16 protein-coding genes are annotated in these 14,012 nt (G+C 64.6%); 6 read left to right on the top strand and 10 right to left on the bottom strand.

Features of this window, described 5'->3' with window-relative positions; genetic code table 11:
* Positions 1 to 3 precede the first annotated feature (3 nt).
* Together M2337_RS07605 and M2337_RS07600 are read right to left on the bottom strand one after the other, a co-directional pair.
* On the bottom strand, positions 4 to 1,962 hold the full coding sequence (locus M2337_RS07605; protein WP_264569728.1) for a nuclear transport factor 2 family protein: 1,959 nt from the start codon (positions 1,960 to 1,962) through the stop codon (positions 4 to 6).
* The gene (locus M2337_RS07600; RefSeq protein ID WP_264569727.1) at positions 1,959 to 2,936 is read right to left on the bottom strand and encodes an ABC transporter substrate-binding protein; all 978 of its coding nucleotides are present in this window, start codon (positions 2,934 to 2,936) and stop codon (positions 1,959 to 1,961) included. Before M2337_RS07600 ends, M2337_RS07605 begins: the two co-directional genes overlap by 4 nt.
* Between M2337_RS07600 and M2337_RS07595 the strand changes: the two genes are divergently transcribed.
* On the top strand, positions 2,926 to 3,099 hold the full coding sequence (locus M2337_RS07595) for a hypothetical protein (protein ID WP_264569726.1): 174 nt from the start codon (positions 2,926 to 2,928) through the stop codon (positions 3,097 to 3,099). The two genes, M2337_RS07600 and M2337_RS07595, sit on opposite strands and share 11 nt — an antisense overlap.
* A gap of 27 nt (positions 3,100 to 3,126) precedes the next feature.
* Here the strand turns inward: M2337_RS07595 and M2337_RS07590 are convergent, their stop codons facing one another.
* From M2337_RS07590 to truB, 4 genes are all read right to left on the bottom strand, one after another.
* The gene (locus tag M2337_RS07590; protein WP_264569725.1) at positions 3,127 to 3,900 is read right to left on the bottom strand and encodes an HpcH/HpaI aldolase family protein; all 774 of its coding nucleotides are present in this window, start codon (positions 3,898 to 3,900) and stop codon (positions 3,127 to 3,129) included.
* Between the two features lie 180 nt (positions 3,901 to 4,080).
* Positions 4,081 to 6,411, bottom strand: a complete 2,331-nt coding sequence (gene pnp, locus M2337_RS07585; RefSeq protein WP_181558999.1) for a polyribonucleotide nucleotidyltransferase — start codon at positions 6,409 to 6,411, stop codon at positions 4,081 to 4,083.
* A 268-nt stretch (positions 6,412 to 6,679) separates the two neighbouring features.
* Positions 6,680 to 6,949, bottom strand: a complete 270-nt coding sequence (gene rpsO / locus M2337_RS07580) for a 30S ribosomal protein S15 (RefSeq protein ID WP_181558998.1) — start codon at positions 6,947 to 6,949, stop codon at positions 6,680 to 6,682.
* 18 nt (positions 6,950 to 6,967) lie between these two features.
* Positions 6,968 to 7,954, bottom strand: a complete 987-nt coding sequence (truB, locus tag M2337_RS07575) for a tRNA pseudouridine(55) synthase TruB (protein ID WP_264572208.1) — start codon at positions 7,952 to 7,954, stop codon at positions 6,968 to 6,970.
* Between the two features lie 212 nt (positions 7,955 to 8,166).
* Between truB and M2337_RS07570 the strand changes: the two genes are divergently transcribed.
* Both M2337_RS07570 and M2337_RS07565 read left to right on the top strand, forming a co-directional pair.
* Positions 8,167 to 9,021 (top strand): hypothetical protein, encoded by an 855-nt coding sequence (locus M2337_RS07570; RefSeq protein ID WP_264569724.1) that lies wholly within the window; start codon positions 8,167 to 8,169, stop codon positions 9,019 to 9,021.
* Between the two features lie 118 nt (positions 9,022 to 9,139).
* The gene (locus tag M2337_RS07565; RefSeq protein WP_264569723.1) at positions 9,140 to 10,495 is read left to right on the top strand and encodes an aldehyde dehydrogenase family protein; all 1,356 of its coding nucleotides are present in this window, start codon (positions 9,140 to 9,142) and stop codon (positions 10,493 to 10,495) included.
* Between the two features lie 79 nt (positions 10,496 to 10,574).
* Here M2337_RS07565 and M2337_RS07560 read toward each other — a convergent pair whose 3' ends face one another.
* Positions 10,575 to 10,937, bottom strand: coding sequence for a DUF6491 family protein (locus tag M2337_RS07560; protein ID WP_264569722.1), 363 nt, complete (start codon positions 10,935 to 10,937; stop codon positions 10,575 to 10,577).
* 114 nt (positions 10,938 to 11,051) lie between these two features.
* The gene (locus M2337_RS07555) at positions 11,052 to 11,645 is read right to left on the bottom strand and encodes a thymidine kinase (RefSeq protein ID WP_264572207.1); all 594 of its coding nucleotides are present in this window, start codon (positions 11,643 to 11,645) and stop codon (positions 11,052 to 11,054) included.
* A gap of 250 nt (positions 11,646 to 11,895) precedes the next feature.
* Here M2337_RS07555 and M2337_RS07550 point away from each other — a divergent pair, with 250 nt between their 5' ends.
* The 3 genes from M2337_RS07550 to M2337_RS07540 all read left to right on the top strand — a co-directional run bounded on the left by M2337_RS07550 (position 11,896) and on the right by M2337_RS07540 (position 12,819).
* Positions 11,896 to 12,102, top strand: a complete 207-nt coding sequence (locus tag M2337_RS07550) for a cold-shock protein (protein ID WP_181558994.1) — start codon at positions 11,896 to 11,898, stop codon at positions 12,100 to 12,102.
* Positions 12,103 to 12,206: 104 nt separating this feature from the next.
* Entirely contained in the window at positions 12,207 to 12,542 is a 336-nt protein-coding gene (locus M2337_RS07545) for a DUF6481 family protein (protein WP_181558993.1), read from the top strand.
* 67 nt (positions 12,543 to 12,609) lie between these two features.
* Positions 12,610 to 12,819 carry a hypothetical protein gene (locus M2337_RS07540; RefSeq protein WP_181558992.1) on the top strand — a complete coding sequence of 70 codons (210 nt, stop codon included), beginning with the start codon at positions 12,610 to 12,612 and terminating at the stop codon, positions 12,817 to 12,819.
* Between the two features lie 14 nt (positions 12,820 to 12,833).
* Here M2337_RS07540 and M2337_RS07535 read toward each other — a convergent pair whose 3' ends face one another.
* Both M2337_RS07535 and rbfA read right to left on the bottom strand, forming a co-directional pair.
* A complete protein-coding gene (locus M2337_RS07535) occupies positions 12,834 to 13,487 on the bottom strand; it encodes a glutathione S-transferase family protein (RefSeq protein WP_264569721.1) in 654 nt (217 codons plus the stop codon).
* A gap of 106 nt (positions 13,488 to 13,593) precedes the next feature.
* Positions 13,594 to 13,983 carry a 30S ribosome-binding factor RbfA gene (rbfA, locus tag M2337_RS07530; RefSeq protein WP_264569720.1) on the bottom strand — a complete coding sequence of 130 codons (390 nt, stop codon included), beginning with the start codon at positions 13,981 to 13,983 and terminating at the stop codon, positions 13,594 to 13,596.
* Positions 13,984 to 14,012: the final 29 nt, after the last annotated feature.

Here is a 14,012-nt window from a genome sequence, read left to right as displayed (position 1 = left end):
GAATTACTCCGTGGCGGCGGCGCGGCGGCCGTCCGACCAGTGCAGGAAGGTCTCGGGAGCGCGGCCGCTCACCGGATTGGCGAAATGGAAGCCCATCGGGGCGATGGCGGGATAAGGCGCGAAGGTGACGCCGCGCAGCGGGCCATCCGGCGGGTTCTTGGCAACATCCTCGGGCTTGGGGCGATAGCGCTCGCTGGCGCCCGGCACGATCGCGGCCCAACCGCCGGCGTAATCGGCGAGCCAGACATAATCGAGATCCATGCCGTGAATGCGCCAGACGCCGTTTTCGAGCACCGCCTGATTCTCGTAGATGCCCGAAATCCACGACCCCTGCCCCTTGGCGGCGCTGTTGAACTGGAACAAGCGCAGGCGGATATTGGCGCGCATCCCGTCTTCCGAAACGGTCACATAGGGCTGCGTCTTCTGGTGGATGGCCATGAACGCCGCCGAGCGCCCGGCATTGCCATAGCGCCCGAACAGCGACCCCCGCACACGCTCCCGCCCGACATAGGTGCCGATATAGGAGAGCTCTTTCCAGCCGTCGGTCGCGAAGAGATCGGCCGTGTCGTCCCAGCGGAACTCGTCGATATAATAGCCATAGGCATCGGCGATGTTTTCCGCGCCATCGAAGGCGGCCGCGCGGGCGAGCAGTGTCGCTGCGTCTCCGGTGCTGGCAAAGGATGGCGCAGGCGCGAGCGCATCGGCAAAGCGCGCCATTGCGGGTCGATGGCCGGGATAGGAGGCGTCGGCCAGTTGCGAGGGCCGGTCCGGTCTCGCCGCAGCCACGCTCGGCAAGCCAGCCGCAAGCGGCGTCTGCCAGCCTTTTGCATAAGCCGCGCGCATCACCGGCACGCGGCGCAGCGCCGTGATACGCCAGCGGCCATCGTCTCCGCGCGCGCAGGTGAAATCCTGAATCGTCGCCGACCAATAGGTCTCACCGCCATGCTGACCGGTCATCCCGATCTCGATATTGCGCACCGTGGCGCTACGTCCGCCCGCATCCATCGTCACGACCGGCATGAGCTGGGGACGGTCGTTCAATTCGCCGGTCTTCAGACCGGCCTCGCCGAACAGCGCGAGCGCACGGCGGACGCCGGCATGGCCCACAAACTGCCCGGTGCCGGCAATGTCGACAAACGCGTCCTCGGTGAACAGATCAACGATATCGTCGTCCATCTTGCGGTCGAGGTAGAAGCCGAACGCGGCCTGAAGATTCTGCACCAGCCCCTGCGAGACCAGCAGATCGGCCTGCCCTGCGATCTCGCGGACCGGCAGCGGGCTCGGTGCGGCACGCTTAGCGCCCCACGGATTACCGGCCTGATCTGGCGTATAGTGGAACGGCACCATCGGCACGCTGGGCGCAACATGCGTCCAGCCCTTGTCATAAGGGCCGGCAAATTGCGGGTGATAGTGCATCCGCGCAATCGCCCAGCCACCCATGCCGCCAGCGTCGCCGGAGACGCGGACATAATCGATCACGTGAATGCCGCCGGCCCAGCCAGCCGACTGGCCGTCCACGCCCGTCATCGCCACCTCATGCCAGCGTCCGCGCGCGGACTGGCCGTCGGGCGCGAGGGTAATCACCGGGCTGAGGAACAGGCGCAGATTGAGATGCCCTGCCGGCAGTCCGCGACTGTCGCCGCCCATCGTGCTGCGCAGATGCGCCTCGATGGGTGTGCGGCCTGTCACGGATTGCGTGCCGTCGGTCCATAGGCCGTCAGCGGCGAACAGACGCGCCATGTCGGGCCACTGGCCGGCTTGCGCATAATGCGCCCAAACATGCTGGAGGCGTTTGATCTCGCGGATCGCGCGGACATCCGCGAGGCACGCAGTCAGATCCGCAGCGTCACTGCCCGCCCCCGCTGACGCCATCCGTGACGTTGCGCAGCCCGCCAGCAGCGTGGCCGCACTCCCGAGCAGGATCGCGCGTCGCGAGAGGATCATGCGCCCCGGCTCGCTCACGTCGTCGGCTCCAGCGCCAGCGCCTCTTCGTAGACGCTGCGGTCGATCAGCCTCGCAAGCTGTGCACGCGACCGTGCTGGCCGCTTGTCACGCTCTGCCAGCCACTGTTCTTCCTCAGTCATGATATCGAGCAGGTCGGCAGGATAATCAGCGTTGAAGGCGTGGTGCTTCCACGCCGTCTGCACTTCCTCCACCGAATGGCCACCCCGCTCCACCACCAGGGCCTGCGCCGCTGCAGGGTCCTTGCGGAGCGCCGCCGCCGCATCGATCACGGCACGGACGAAGCGGACGATCTTCTTGCGCTTGATCGGATCGGCGAGATTTTCAGCTGTGCTGTTGAGGTTGAACTGCTCGGCATAAACGCCATCGCCGCTGAACTCGATCAGGTCGTTACCCAAGGCGCGCGCGCTGTTCTCGCTCTCCGGCTCCCAGATGATCACGGCATCGACGCGCCGCTCGGCGAGCGCCTTCGTCATTTCGCTGAGCGGGCCGGGCGTGCGGACGACCTCGATATCGTCATAGGACAGGCCAGCCTGGGCCAGCATCTTGTGAAAGAAATAGCCCGAGGACGTCTGCGGGATCGACGCGACGCGCTTGCCCTTGAGATCGGCCACGGTCGCGATCCCCGCCGATTTCCGCGCAACAATGCGATATTGCCCCTCGGTCACCTGCAGGATGATGCGGAGATTGGGATGCTTGACCGAGTAGCGCAGCGCCTGCGTTTCGGCATGCGTGGCGACATCCGCCACGCCTTCCTCGCCGAAGCCGGCAATGATCGGCTCTCCGACGAGATTGGGAATGCCGCCCATCTTCACGGTGGCAGCATCGGGATAGAAAGTCTTGGCCGCCAGGAGCACGGGCGCGATCTCGAAAGTCTGGATATTGCCGTACACGGCAATCGGCCCCAGCTTCTCCTCATCCTTGGCTGTGGCACTCGCGGGAAGAAGCGCGCCGGCTGCGAGCATGGCCGCCATTGCGAGAGTGTTCCTGATTGTGCGCACCGTCGTCCCTCCTCAACACCGCAACCTGCTGGCCCGGCCCTATTCATTCACGCTAGGCGCGCACGCTGGCGGGCCGCAATTCAAATGCGCGTTGATGCCGCGCGAGGAAAAACTGGCTTCCGTCGAGGACAAATAGCGCAGGCCGGGCTGCGCCTCGCTCGCCTCAATCCAGCCCTTCCCGTACCGCCTGCACCGTTTGCGCTGCCGCGTGGGCGAACATCATCGCATCATTGCTCACCATCACCAGCGAGAAGCCCATCGCCAGATAGGGCGCGGCTTCCTGCGCGGTGCCGACGGCCACGCCAGACAGCAGGCCCGCCTGCTTGGTCGCGGCGAGCATGGCGGCGGTGAGCGCCTCAACATCGGGATGCGCGGCCGATTTGCCGCTGGAAAGAAACAGGTCGCCATGGCCGATGAAAATGCCGCCCACATGCTCGACCGCCGCGAACTCAGCCGTCCGCTCCAGACTGGCCCAGTCCTCAAGCTGGATCATGCGCAGGCACTGCCCGTCGCCCCGCGCGACATAGTCCGGGATCGGCGCCAGGCCCCAGCGACCGGCGCGCGAAGTAAGGCCGAGACCGCGCTCCCCAGCCGGACTGAACACCATTTTGCGGCACACCGCGCGGGCATCTTCTGGGTCGATGATGCGCGGTACCAGCAGGCCGTCCGCGCCAGCATCCAGCAGGGGCTGGACCGGCGATCCGCTATGATCTGGCAGTCGCACCAGCGCGGCCATGCCCATCGCCTGCGCAGCTGCGATCAGCGTGTAGGCCCTCTCGAGAGTGTGCGGGGCGTGCTCCATGTCGATCACTACGACATCGAAGCCGGCATGGCCGATCAGCTCCAGCGTCTCCAGTGACGGCAGCTTGACCCATGTTCCCAACAGGCCCCGGCCCTGCGCGGCCCGCTCCAGCGCATAGTTTACGAAATTCTCCACTGACCGCCCTGTTCGATCCACTGCACCGGTGCGCAAAAAGCCACTGTGCGCAGGCCGACGGCGCCCGCTTGTCTCGAACGGCTCGGAGTCTTTGCAGAGGCGTTAAGCCCGATCGGATCGCAGACATGAAAAAAGCCCCGCATCGCTGCGGGGCTTCTCTCAATCTCGCTTTGAAGGCGATCAGTCGTCGTCGCGCTTCAAGAACGCAGGGGCGAACTCGGGCGCCGGGCCGTCATCATCGCTGCGCTCGCGGCGGGGGCCGCGTTCACCACGCTCGCCGCCACGGTCACCACCGCGATCCCGACGGGGACCACGGTCGCCACGGCCACCGCCGTCACGACGCGGACCACGGTCGCCGCGATCACCCCGATCACCCCGGTCACCGCGCGGTTCGCGGGCAGGACGGGTGTCCTCCAGCTCCTCGCCGGTTTCCTGGTCAACGACGCGCATGGAGAGGCGCACCTTGCCACGCGGATCAATCTCGAGGACCTTGACCTTGACTTCCTGGCCTTCCTTGAGGACGTCCGCCACCTTCTCGACCCGCTCGTTGCGGATTTCCGAGACGTGGACGAGGCCGTCCTTGCCGCCCATGAAGTTCACGAACGCGCCGAAGTCGACCAGATTGACGACCTTGCCGTTGTAGACCTTGCCGACTTCCGCTTCCTCGACGATGCCGAGGATCCAGGCCTTGGCCGCCTCGATCTGGTTCACGTCGGACGAGCTGATCTTGATCAGGCCCTCATCGTCGATGTCGACCTTGGCGCCGGTCTCCGCGACGATCTCGCGAATGACCTTGCCGCCCGTGCCGATGACTTCACGGATCTTGCTCTTGTCGATCTGCAGCGTCTCGATGCGCGGGGCATGAGCCGAGAGTTCGGTGCGGACTTCGCCCAGCGCCTTGCTCATCTCGCCCAGAATGTGGGCGCGGCCGTCCTTGGCCTGACGCAGCGCGACCTCGAAGATCTCCTGCGTGATGCCGGCGACCTTGATGTCCATCTGCATCGTGGTGATGCCTTCGGAGGTACCGGCGACCTTGAAGTCCATGTCGCCGAGGTGATCTTCGTCACCCAGAATGTCGCTGAGGACCGCAAAGTCCTTGCCTTCCAGGATCAGGCCCATGGCGATGCCGGAAACCGGACGCTTCAGGGGCACCCCGGCGTCCATCATCGAGAGCGAACCGCCGCAGACGGTGGCCATCGAGGAGGAACCGTTGGACTCCGTAATGTCGGAGAGCACGCGGATCGTGTAGGGGAACTCGTCCTTGCTCGGCAGCACCGGGTGCAGCGCGCGCCAGGCGAGCTTGCCATGGCCGACTTCACGACGACCTGGCGCGCCGAAGCGGCCCACTTCACCGACCGAATAGGGCGGGAAGTTATAGTGCAGCATGAAGTTCTCGTAGGAGAGACCGGTCAGACCGTCGATCATCTGCTCGGAATCCTTGGTGCCGAGCGTGGTCGTGCAGATGGCCTGCGTCTCGCCGCGCGTGAACAGCGCCGAGCCGTGCGTGCGGGGCAGGAAGCCCACCATCGCCTCGATCGGGCGGATCTGCGTGGTCGTGCGACCGTCGATGCGCTGGCCGTCCTTGAGGATGGCGCCGCGCACGATTTCCGCTTCCAGCTTCTTCATGAGCTTGTTGGCGACCATCTGGGTCTGCGCGCCCTCAGCCGCGAACGCTTCCTTCGCCTTGGCGCGGGCTTCGTTCAGGGCACCGGACCGCGCCGACTTGTCGGTCAGCTTGTAGGCTGCGGCAATGTCCTTGCCGATCAGCTTCTTGAGCTTGGCCTTCATGTCCGCCGTATTGTCGGAGAGGTCGATCTCCCATGGCGACTTGGCGGCCTTCTCGGCCAGCTGGATGATCGCATCGACGACCTTGCGCGAGGCATCATGCGCGAACATGACGGCGCCGAGCATGACGTCTTCGGAGAGCTCCTTGGCTTCCGATTCCACCATCATCACGGCCGTGTCGGTCGCGGCGACGACGAGATCCAGCTCGCCGGTCTTCACCTCATCGAGGCTCGGGTTGAGCTGATACTCGCCATCCTTGTAGCCGACGCGCGCGGCGCCGATCGGGCCCATGAACGGCACGCCGGAAATGGTGAGCGCAGCAGAAGCCGCGATCATCGCCACAATATCGGGCTCGGTCTCGCCATCGAAGGAGAGAACCTGCGCGATCACGTTGATCTCGTTGTAGAACCCTTCCGGGAACAGCGGACGCACCGGGCGATCGATCAGGCGGGAGACCAAGGTCTCCTTTTCCGTCGCGCCACGCTCGCGCTTGAAGAAGCCGCCCGGAATACGCCCGGCAGCCGAGAATTTCTCCTGATAGTGAACGGTGAGCGGGAAGAAATCCTGCCCTTCCTTCACCGACTTGGCGGCGGTGACAGCGCACAGCACAACCGTTTCGCCATAGGTCGCGAGCACCGCGCCATCGGCCTGACGGGCAATACGACCCGTTTCGAGCTTGAGGGTCTTTCCGCCCAGCTCGATTTCTACTGTCTTTACATCAAACATTGGTTTTCCTTCCACCCACCGGCCCTATTGCGCGGCGGGGCTGCAGTGCGGGCTAAGCCGGCCCGCGGCGGTTCGGGACTAGTCTTGCGTCCCACAAAGAGGTTGGCCGAAGTGCCATCCCCTCCTCGTCACTCCCGCCAAAGCGGGAGTCCAGTTCTGTCATCTCAGCCTTGGACGGCGCTCCCGCGCCTGTCTCGTGCTGGATCCCCGCCTGTGCGGGGATGACGCAATACGTAAACGGCCCGCCGAAGCGGGCCGAACGATTGGGTCACTTGCGAAGGCCGAGCTTCGCGATGAGAGCGGTATAGCGCCCCGCATCCTTCTTCTTGAGATAGTCGAGCAGCGAACGACGCTTGTTGACCATCATCAGCAGGCCGCGGCGGCTGTGATTATCCTTGTGGTGGCCCTTGAAGTGCTCGGTGAGGTTGGAAATGCGCTCCGTGAGGATCGCAACCTGCACTTCCGGCGAACCGGTATCGCCCTCTTGCTGGGCATTGTCCTTGATCAGTTCCGCCTTGCGTTCAGCCGTAATCGACATCGTCATTCCTTTCCAAAATCAGAGATTGAAGCCCCGCACGACCCGGATTTCCGGGCCCAAAGCCTCCACCAGCGCCACAGGCGTATCGCCCTCGGCTGCCAGCATGAGCCCTTGCTTGCGAGGGTCCCCGGGCAGTGTCCGGCCTTGTCTCAAGGCCATCGCCTGCTGCGAGGTGACGGGGAGAGCCGGGATGTCGTCCAGCCCTGCCGTCAATGGCAGCATATGCTGCGCAATGGCGCGCCCTTTACCAGCATCGCTCAGAATGTCCAGTGAAATAGCCCGATCCAGGGTGAACGGACCGGCCTTCACCCGGCGCAGCATCGTCACATGCCCGACCGTGCCGAGCGCCAGCGCGATGTCCCGCGCCAGGCTGCGGATATAGGTGCCTTTCGAAACATGGGCAGTGAGGGTGACGACTTCAAGGGTTTCGCCCTCGTCCGCCATTTCTCCTCGTCCGCTCGCATCGAGCGAAGTCGAGATGCCCGCGAGCGACGCAGCGGTGTCTCGACTTCGCTCGACACGAACGGAGGGGGCGGCGTTGACCGAGAGAGCGTGAACAATCACCGCCCGCAGTTTCATCTGCACCTCTTCGCCCGCCCGCGCGCGATCATAAGCGCGCTGGCCGTCCACCTTGATCGCGCTGTAGACGGGCGGAGCCTGCTCGATCGGGCCGGTAAACTGGGCCAGCACCGCTTCCACCTGCGCGAGGGTGGGCCGCACGTCGGAGGTCGCGATTACCGCGCCCTCCAGATCGAGCGTGTCGGTCTGCGCGCCGAAGCAAATCGTGAAGTCGTAGATCTTGTCGCTGTCCAGCATTCGCCCGGCCAGCTTGGTCGCCTCCCCCACCGCCACGGGCAGCACGCCTGTCGCCAGCGGATCGAGCGTGCCGCCATGGCCGACCTTCGCCTTGGGCAGGCCAGCCTCGCGCAGCGCGCGCTTGACGGCGCTCACCGCCTGGGTGGAGCCAAGGCCCAGCGGCTTGTCGAGGATAAGCCAGCCATGCAGCGGCTTGGGCCCGGTGTCAGGCATAGTGTCGGGATCGTTCATCGGCTGCCCATAGCGAGGCATATAGCGCCTGTCAGGCCCCGCTGGCCGCAAGGGCCGGCGCGCGTGCCTTGATCTGTTCATATTGTAGCCATAGGCATGCTTATAGGCGCAAGGGTGGGTTGCGCCCCCGCCCGCCACGCCCAGTCCGGTGCCAATGCAGTTGAGGTCCGTTGATTTACAGCATCCGCTCCGGCTTCCAGCGTCTGACCGGACGGGCCCGGACCCGATTTGGCGAGCGCGCGACGGCGTTTCTCCTCGCATTAGCGGTGGAGGGGCTGATCGTGCTGGCGCTTATCGCCTTTGCTCCCTCCCCTTTCGAAGCCCGCGAAGCGCCCGACAAAAATGTCCTGACATTCGACGTCGCGATCCCGCCCGACCCTGCGCCCGAACCTGAACAGACCGAGCCGGAGCAGGCTGAACCCGAGCCCGTTCCCGAGGAGGCCCAGCCCGAACCAGAACAACAACCCGAACCGGTCCCCGACCCACCGCAGCCGCCCAAGCAGCCCGAGCCAAAGCCGATCGTCACACCGCCGGCGCCGCGCAAGCCCGCCTTCATCGAGATGAAGCCGGACCAGATGGCGGCTGTCGATCTTCGCGCGATCCGCCCGGCCGCCCCCGCCCCGCCGGCCCCCGCCCGCCCGGCAACGCCCATGGGACCACCGAACACCGGACAACCAGCCGATACACCGCTGGTCGACGGCACTGGCCCCAATGGCGAACCGCTCTACGCGGCAAGCTGGTATCGCGAGCCCTATCCCGAGGAATTGCGTGGCTATCTCTCGACCGCGCGTAGCCAGGGCTGGGGCATGATTGCCTGCCGCACGGTTGCCGACTATCGGGTGGCCGATTGCGTGCCGGTGGCAGAATATCCCAACGGATCGGACATCAACCGCGCGATTCTGGCCGCCGCATGGCAGTTCCGCGTGCGCCCGCCCCGTGTCGGTGGCAAGGTACTGGTCGGCCAATGGGTGCGCATCCGAATCTCATACGAGCAGCGTCCTGCCGGCGCCGCAGGCAGGCCGTGATCGACCGGAAATGACTCTGTCAAAAAATCTTGCGGACGCCACCAGCGCCTTGTCTTGCAGCGCGTGAAGCCTCTACAAGGCGCCATTCCTTCCACAATCCAATATAGGCGAGTGATCCATGACCGGCACCCAGCAGACTGCTTCCCAGATCTCCGATGACATTGCCCGCGTTTTTGCCCTGCAAAAGGCGAACCAGTGGAATGTCAAAGCCACCACCGCTGCCGAGCGTCGCCTGAAGCTGACCAAGCTTAAGGACGCGGTCGCGTCCCACGCGGACGAGATCGTCGCGGCGGTGCTGGAAGATACCCGCAAGCCCGAGCCGGAAATCCGCGTGACGGAAGTGCTGAACATCCTCGGCAACATCCAGCTCATTCTCGACAATCTCGATGACTGGATGAATCCGACCGAAGTCACGCCCTCCAAGGTGGAGACCGACCGCGCCCAGATCATCTATGAAGCGCGCGGCGTCTGCCTGATCCTCGGCCCATGGAACTTTCCGCTCGGCCTCGTCTTCGGCCCGCTTGCCGCTGCCGTCGCGGCCGGCAATTGCTGCATCCTCAAGCTCACCGATCTGTGCCCGGCCACCGAGAAGGTCGCCGCCAAGATCGTGAAGTCGGTCTTCGAGGAGAATGAGGTTGCCGTGTTCGAGGGCGATGTCAGCGTCGCCACCGCACTGCTCGACCTGCCGTTCAATCACATCTTCTTCACCGGCAGCACGCGGGTCGGCAAGATCGTGATGGCCGCCGCCGCCAAGCATCTCGCCAGCGTCACGCTGGAGCTAGGCGGCAAGTCGCCGGTCATCATCGATGAAGGCGCGGACGTCGAGAAGATCGCGGCCGATCTCGCCGGCGCCAAGCAGTTCAACGGCGGCCAGGCCTGCATCTGCCCGGACTATGTGTTCGTGAAGGAAGACCAGAAGGCCAAGCTGGTCGAGGGCTTCAAGGCGAACGTCGAGAAGAACCTCTATGAGAACGGCCAGATCAAGAAGGAAGGCATCGCCCAGGTCGTCAATCAGGCCAACTTCAATCGCGTGAAAGGCCTGTTCGACGATGCCGTGGCGCAGGGCGCCACCGTTGCCGCGGGCGGCGTGCTCGAGGCGGAAGACCGCACCATCCACCCGACCATGCTGACCGACGTCAATCCGCAGATGAAAATCCTGCAGGAAGAGATTTTCGCGCCCATTCTGCCGGTGATGACCTACGACAATCTCGATCAGGCGATCAGCTACATTGAGGAGCGCGACAAACCGCTCGCTCTGTATGTCTACAGCAATGACGAAGCCAATGTGCAGAAGATCCTCAACCGCACCTCGTCAGGCGGCGTGACCGTGAACGGCGTCTTCTCGCATTATCTGGAGAACCGCCTGCCCTTCGGCGGCGTCAATGGCAGCGGCATGGGCAGCTATCATGGCTATTTCGGCTTCAAGGCCTTCAGCCACGAGCGCGCGGTGTACATCCACCAGACGGCCGCCTGAAACGCGGGCTGAACATTTGTGCGGAGCGGAGGGGCAGCCCCTCTCCGCTCCCGCATCCCGCGCCGACGGACTAGCGGGCTTACTTCTTCTTCGGCGGCGGCCCGCTCTCGACCAGCGATTTGAGCGGGTAGCGCGTGCCAGCCACGACAATCGCGCCGAACCGGTCGAGCCGATCGAGGCCCTTGGTCTCGAAGCCGATGGATTGGGCAAAGGGCAGGTCCGGTGCGCCGGTCATCAGCGTCGCCAGATACCATTGCCCGCCACTGGCCTGCACATAGATCTGATCGTCACTGACCGCCTGCCAATCGCGAATGCCGCGCTGGTCGACAAAGGGGATCGACGCTTCCTTGCCGGCGCCGCCCGGCGCGGCCGGCTGGGCAATGACGGGCGCGCCAGCCAGCAGCAGCGCGCTTGCCAGCATCGCTTTTCTGAAATGGGTCATGGCGTGCATCCTTCCGATAATGATGTGAGTCCGGATCATGGCGTTACGATAGCATGACGCGCGTGAAGCGGCGATGAACCGTTCGGCGCTGCGCGATATCGCTTCATCGCAACTTTAGAATCGCCGCATCGCATCGCTGAAATGCCGCCGGCACAGCGCGACATAGCGATCATTGCCGCCAATCTCCGTCTGCGCGCCTTCCCGCACCGCCTCGCCGCGCTCGTCCACCCGCAGGTTCATCGTTGCCTTGCGTCCGCAGTGGCAAACCGCCTTGAGCTCGACCAACGTATCGGCAATGCCGAGCAGCACCGCCGAGCCCGGGAAAAGCTTGCCCTGAAAATCGGTGCGCAGCCCGTAGCACAGGACGGGAATGCCGAGCTCGTCGGCCACCCGGGCGAGCTGCCAGACCTGCTCTGGCGAGAGGAACTGCGCCTCGTCCACCAGCACGCAGGCAATCGGCCCTTCGAGATGCGCCGCCTGGATGCGCCCGTGCAGATCGGTCGTCACATCGAAGCTGTTGGCGGCAGCGCGCAGCCCAATCCGGCTGCCGATGCTGTCCACTGCTTCACGATCACCCTCCCGCGCCGTCCCCTGCGCCGTCCAGAGCATCGTCGCCATGCCCCGCTCGCGATAATTGAAGTCCGCCTGCAGCAGATTGGTGGACTTCCCCGCATTCATCGAGGCGTAGTAGAAATAGAGCTTGGCCATGCCATAGCTTTGCCTGCGCGGCGCCTTCTCGACAAGCGGGGAGACGCCGCGCAGGCCACGCCCGGCCATGACCGGCCCTTTCGCTTTCTATTCCAACGCCATCGTGCTACACCATACGGGCTTAACGTCGCCTTTGACGGATATCGGACCGCTTCAGCGTCCCCCTTTGTCCCCATCTAGCCTCACGAAGCCGGGACGCGCGAATGCATCGCGCGTGCCCGATTACCATTTGGGAACAAGGATACCCAATATGACCATCGGAACAGTCAAGTTTTTCAATGCCGACAAGGGCTATGGTTTCATCGCGCCGGAAGACGGCGGCAATGACGCCTTCGTGCACATCTCGGCCGTCGAGCGCGCCGGCATGCACACCCTGCAGAAGGATCAGCGCATTTCCTACGAGCTGGAAAATGACAAGCGCGGCAAGGCTTCGGCCGTGAACCTTCAGGCTGTCTGAAGAAAAGGGCTGCCCGACGACCGGGCAGTTTAAGATACAGGGCCGGGCGGCATCGTCGCCCGGCCTCCTCGCCCAAAGTGGCGGAACGGAGCTGAATTCTACGCATGAAAAAATACAAAGAGCCGGACTTTCAATCACGCATTGCTGCCGCAGCCGATGCCCGCAACGAAGTGATGGCAAAATTGCGCACGCGCGCGCCGGTCGATCCGGAAGTCGCTGCTGCCCGCGCCGCCGCCGCACAGGCACAGGAAGCTGCCCAGCAGGAAAAGCATCGCCTGGCCCGGCTGGCCGCGCAAGAGCGCAAGGCCGCCAAGCAGGCCAAGGCTGAGGAAGCCGCCGCTGCAAAGGCAGCCAAAGAGGCAAAGAAAAAGCCCGAACTCACCGAAGCCGAACGCAAGGCCGCCCGCGACGCGCGCTACCTCGCGCGCAAGAACCGATAAGATGTGGGCCTGCGCGGTTCCGCTCCGCGCAGACTTCACTCACCCCCCTTTCCGCCGGGAGCCGATAATGAGCCGCGAGACGATCAAACCCTTCCTCATCACCAAGGACGATGGCGGCAATTTCCGCCTGACGGTGCGCGAGACGCGCTATAATTCGCAGGGCTATCCGCTGGTCACCTCCACGCTGCAGGACGAGACCTTCACGACGGCCACGCAAGCCCGCGCCTTCGCGCGTGACACGTTCAAGGCAGAGCCGGGGCAATACGCCACCAAGTGACGGCGTCGCCCGGCTCAGCGAGCCGTGGATTGCCTCTCGAACACCGCCCGCTGCGACGCGAAGGCACGCTGGAAGGCGGGCCGCGCCTCGCCGCGTGCGACATAGGCTGAGAGAGCCGGATAGCCCTTCAGCAGATCCGAGCTGTCGAGCCGCCGCAGCACCGTTATCATCATCAGATCGCCCGCGCTGAATGCACCGTCCAGCCACGCGGCCTCGCCGAGCCGCGCGGAGAGGTCATCCAGCCGCGCCCGGATACAGCCTTCCAGCATCGGCAGGCGCGCGTCATACCAATCCTTGTCGCGATCGACATGCCCGGCCGTCTCGCGCTCGAGGATCGGCGGCTCCACCGTGCTGAGCGCGGCAAACATCCACGCAATCGCGCGCGCCCGTCCGTCCATATCGGTCGGCAACAGACCGACATGCCGCTCGGCAATGTGGAAGACGATGGCGCCGGATTCGAACAGAACCAGCCCATCCTCCTCATAAGTCGGGATTTGCCCGAACGGCTGGCGCATGCGGTGCGGCGGCTGCTTCATCGCCGCGAAGGAGACGAGGCTCACAGCGTAGGGCTGCCCCACTTCCTCCAGCGCCCAGCGGACCGGCATGTCGCGCGCTAGGCCACGGCCGCGATCCGGCGAACTCTCAAACGCAGTAATCGTAATGGTCATGGCAATGCCCCCGGACGGACGCATGATGCCCGTGCAAGCGGCGCTCGACAATATCAACCGGATCAGCCCGGCGCGCGAACGATCAACGGATCATCACGCCGGGCTCTCACTCCTCTTCGTCGACGATGTCCTGCGCGACCTTGGGTGAGCGCAGGATCGCATCGATGTGGCTGCCTTCCTCGAAGCTCTCATCGCTGAGGAATTTGAGCTTGGCGGCGAACTTCATCTTCACGCGCTTGGCGACCTCGCGCTGCAGATAGGCGGTGTTGGTGCGCAGTGCCTTGAGCACCACCTCTTCATCCCGCCCCAGCAACGGCTTCACGAACACTGTCGCATGGCGCAGATCGGGCGACATGCGCACTTCCGTCACCGTCACGACGTGACTGGCGAGTACATCGTCATGCACGTCGCCGCGCTGGAGCACGTCCGCCAGCACATGGCGCACCTGCTCCCCAACCCGCAGCAACCGGACGGAAGGTTCCCCCGAACCGCGCATGACTTACCTCCTTCGCGGCGCGCCGGACG

The sequence above is a fragment of the Sphingobium sp. B2D3A genome (assembly GCF_025961795.1).
In the GTDB taxonomy this organism is placed as follows: Bacteria; Pseudomonadota; Alphaproteobacteria; order Sphingomonadales; family Sphingomonadaceae; genus Sphingobium.
The sequence above is the reverse complement of the archived record's forward strand: the minus strand, read 5'-3'. Positions and strand labels throughout refer to the sequence as shown.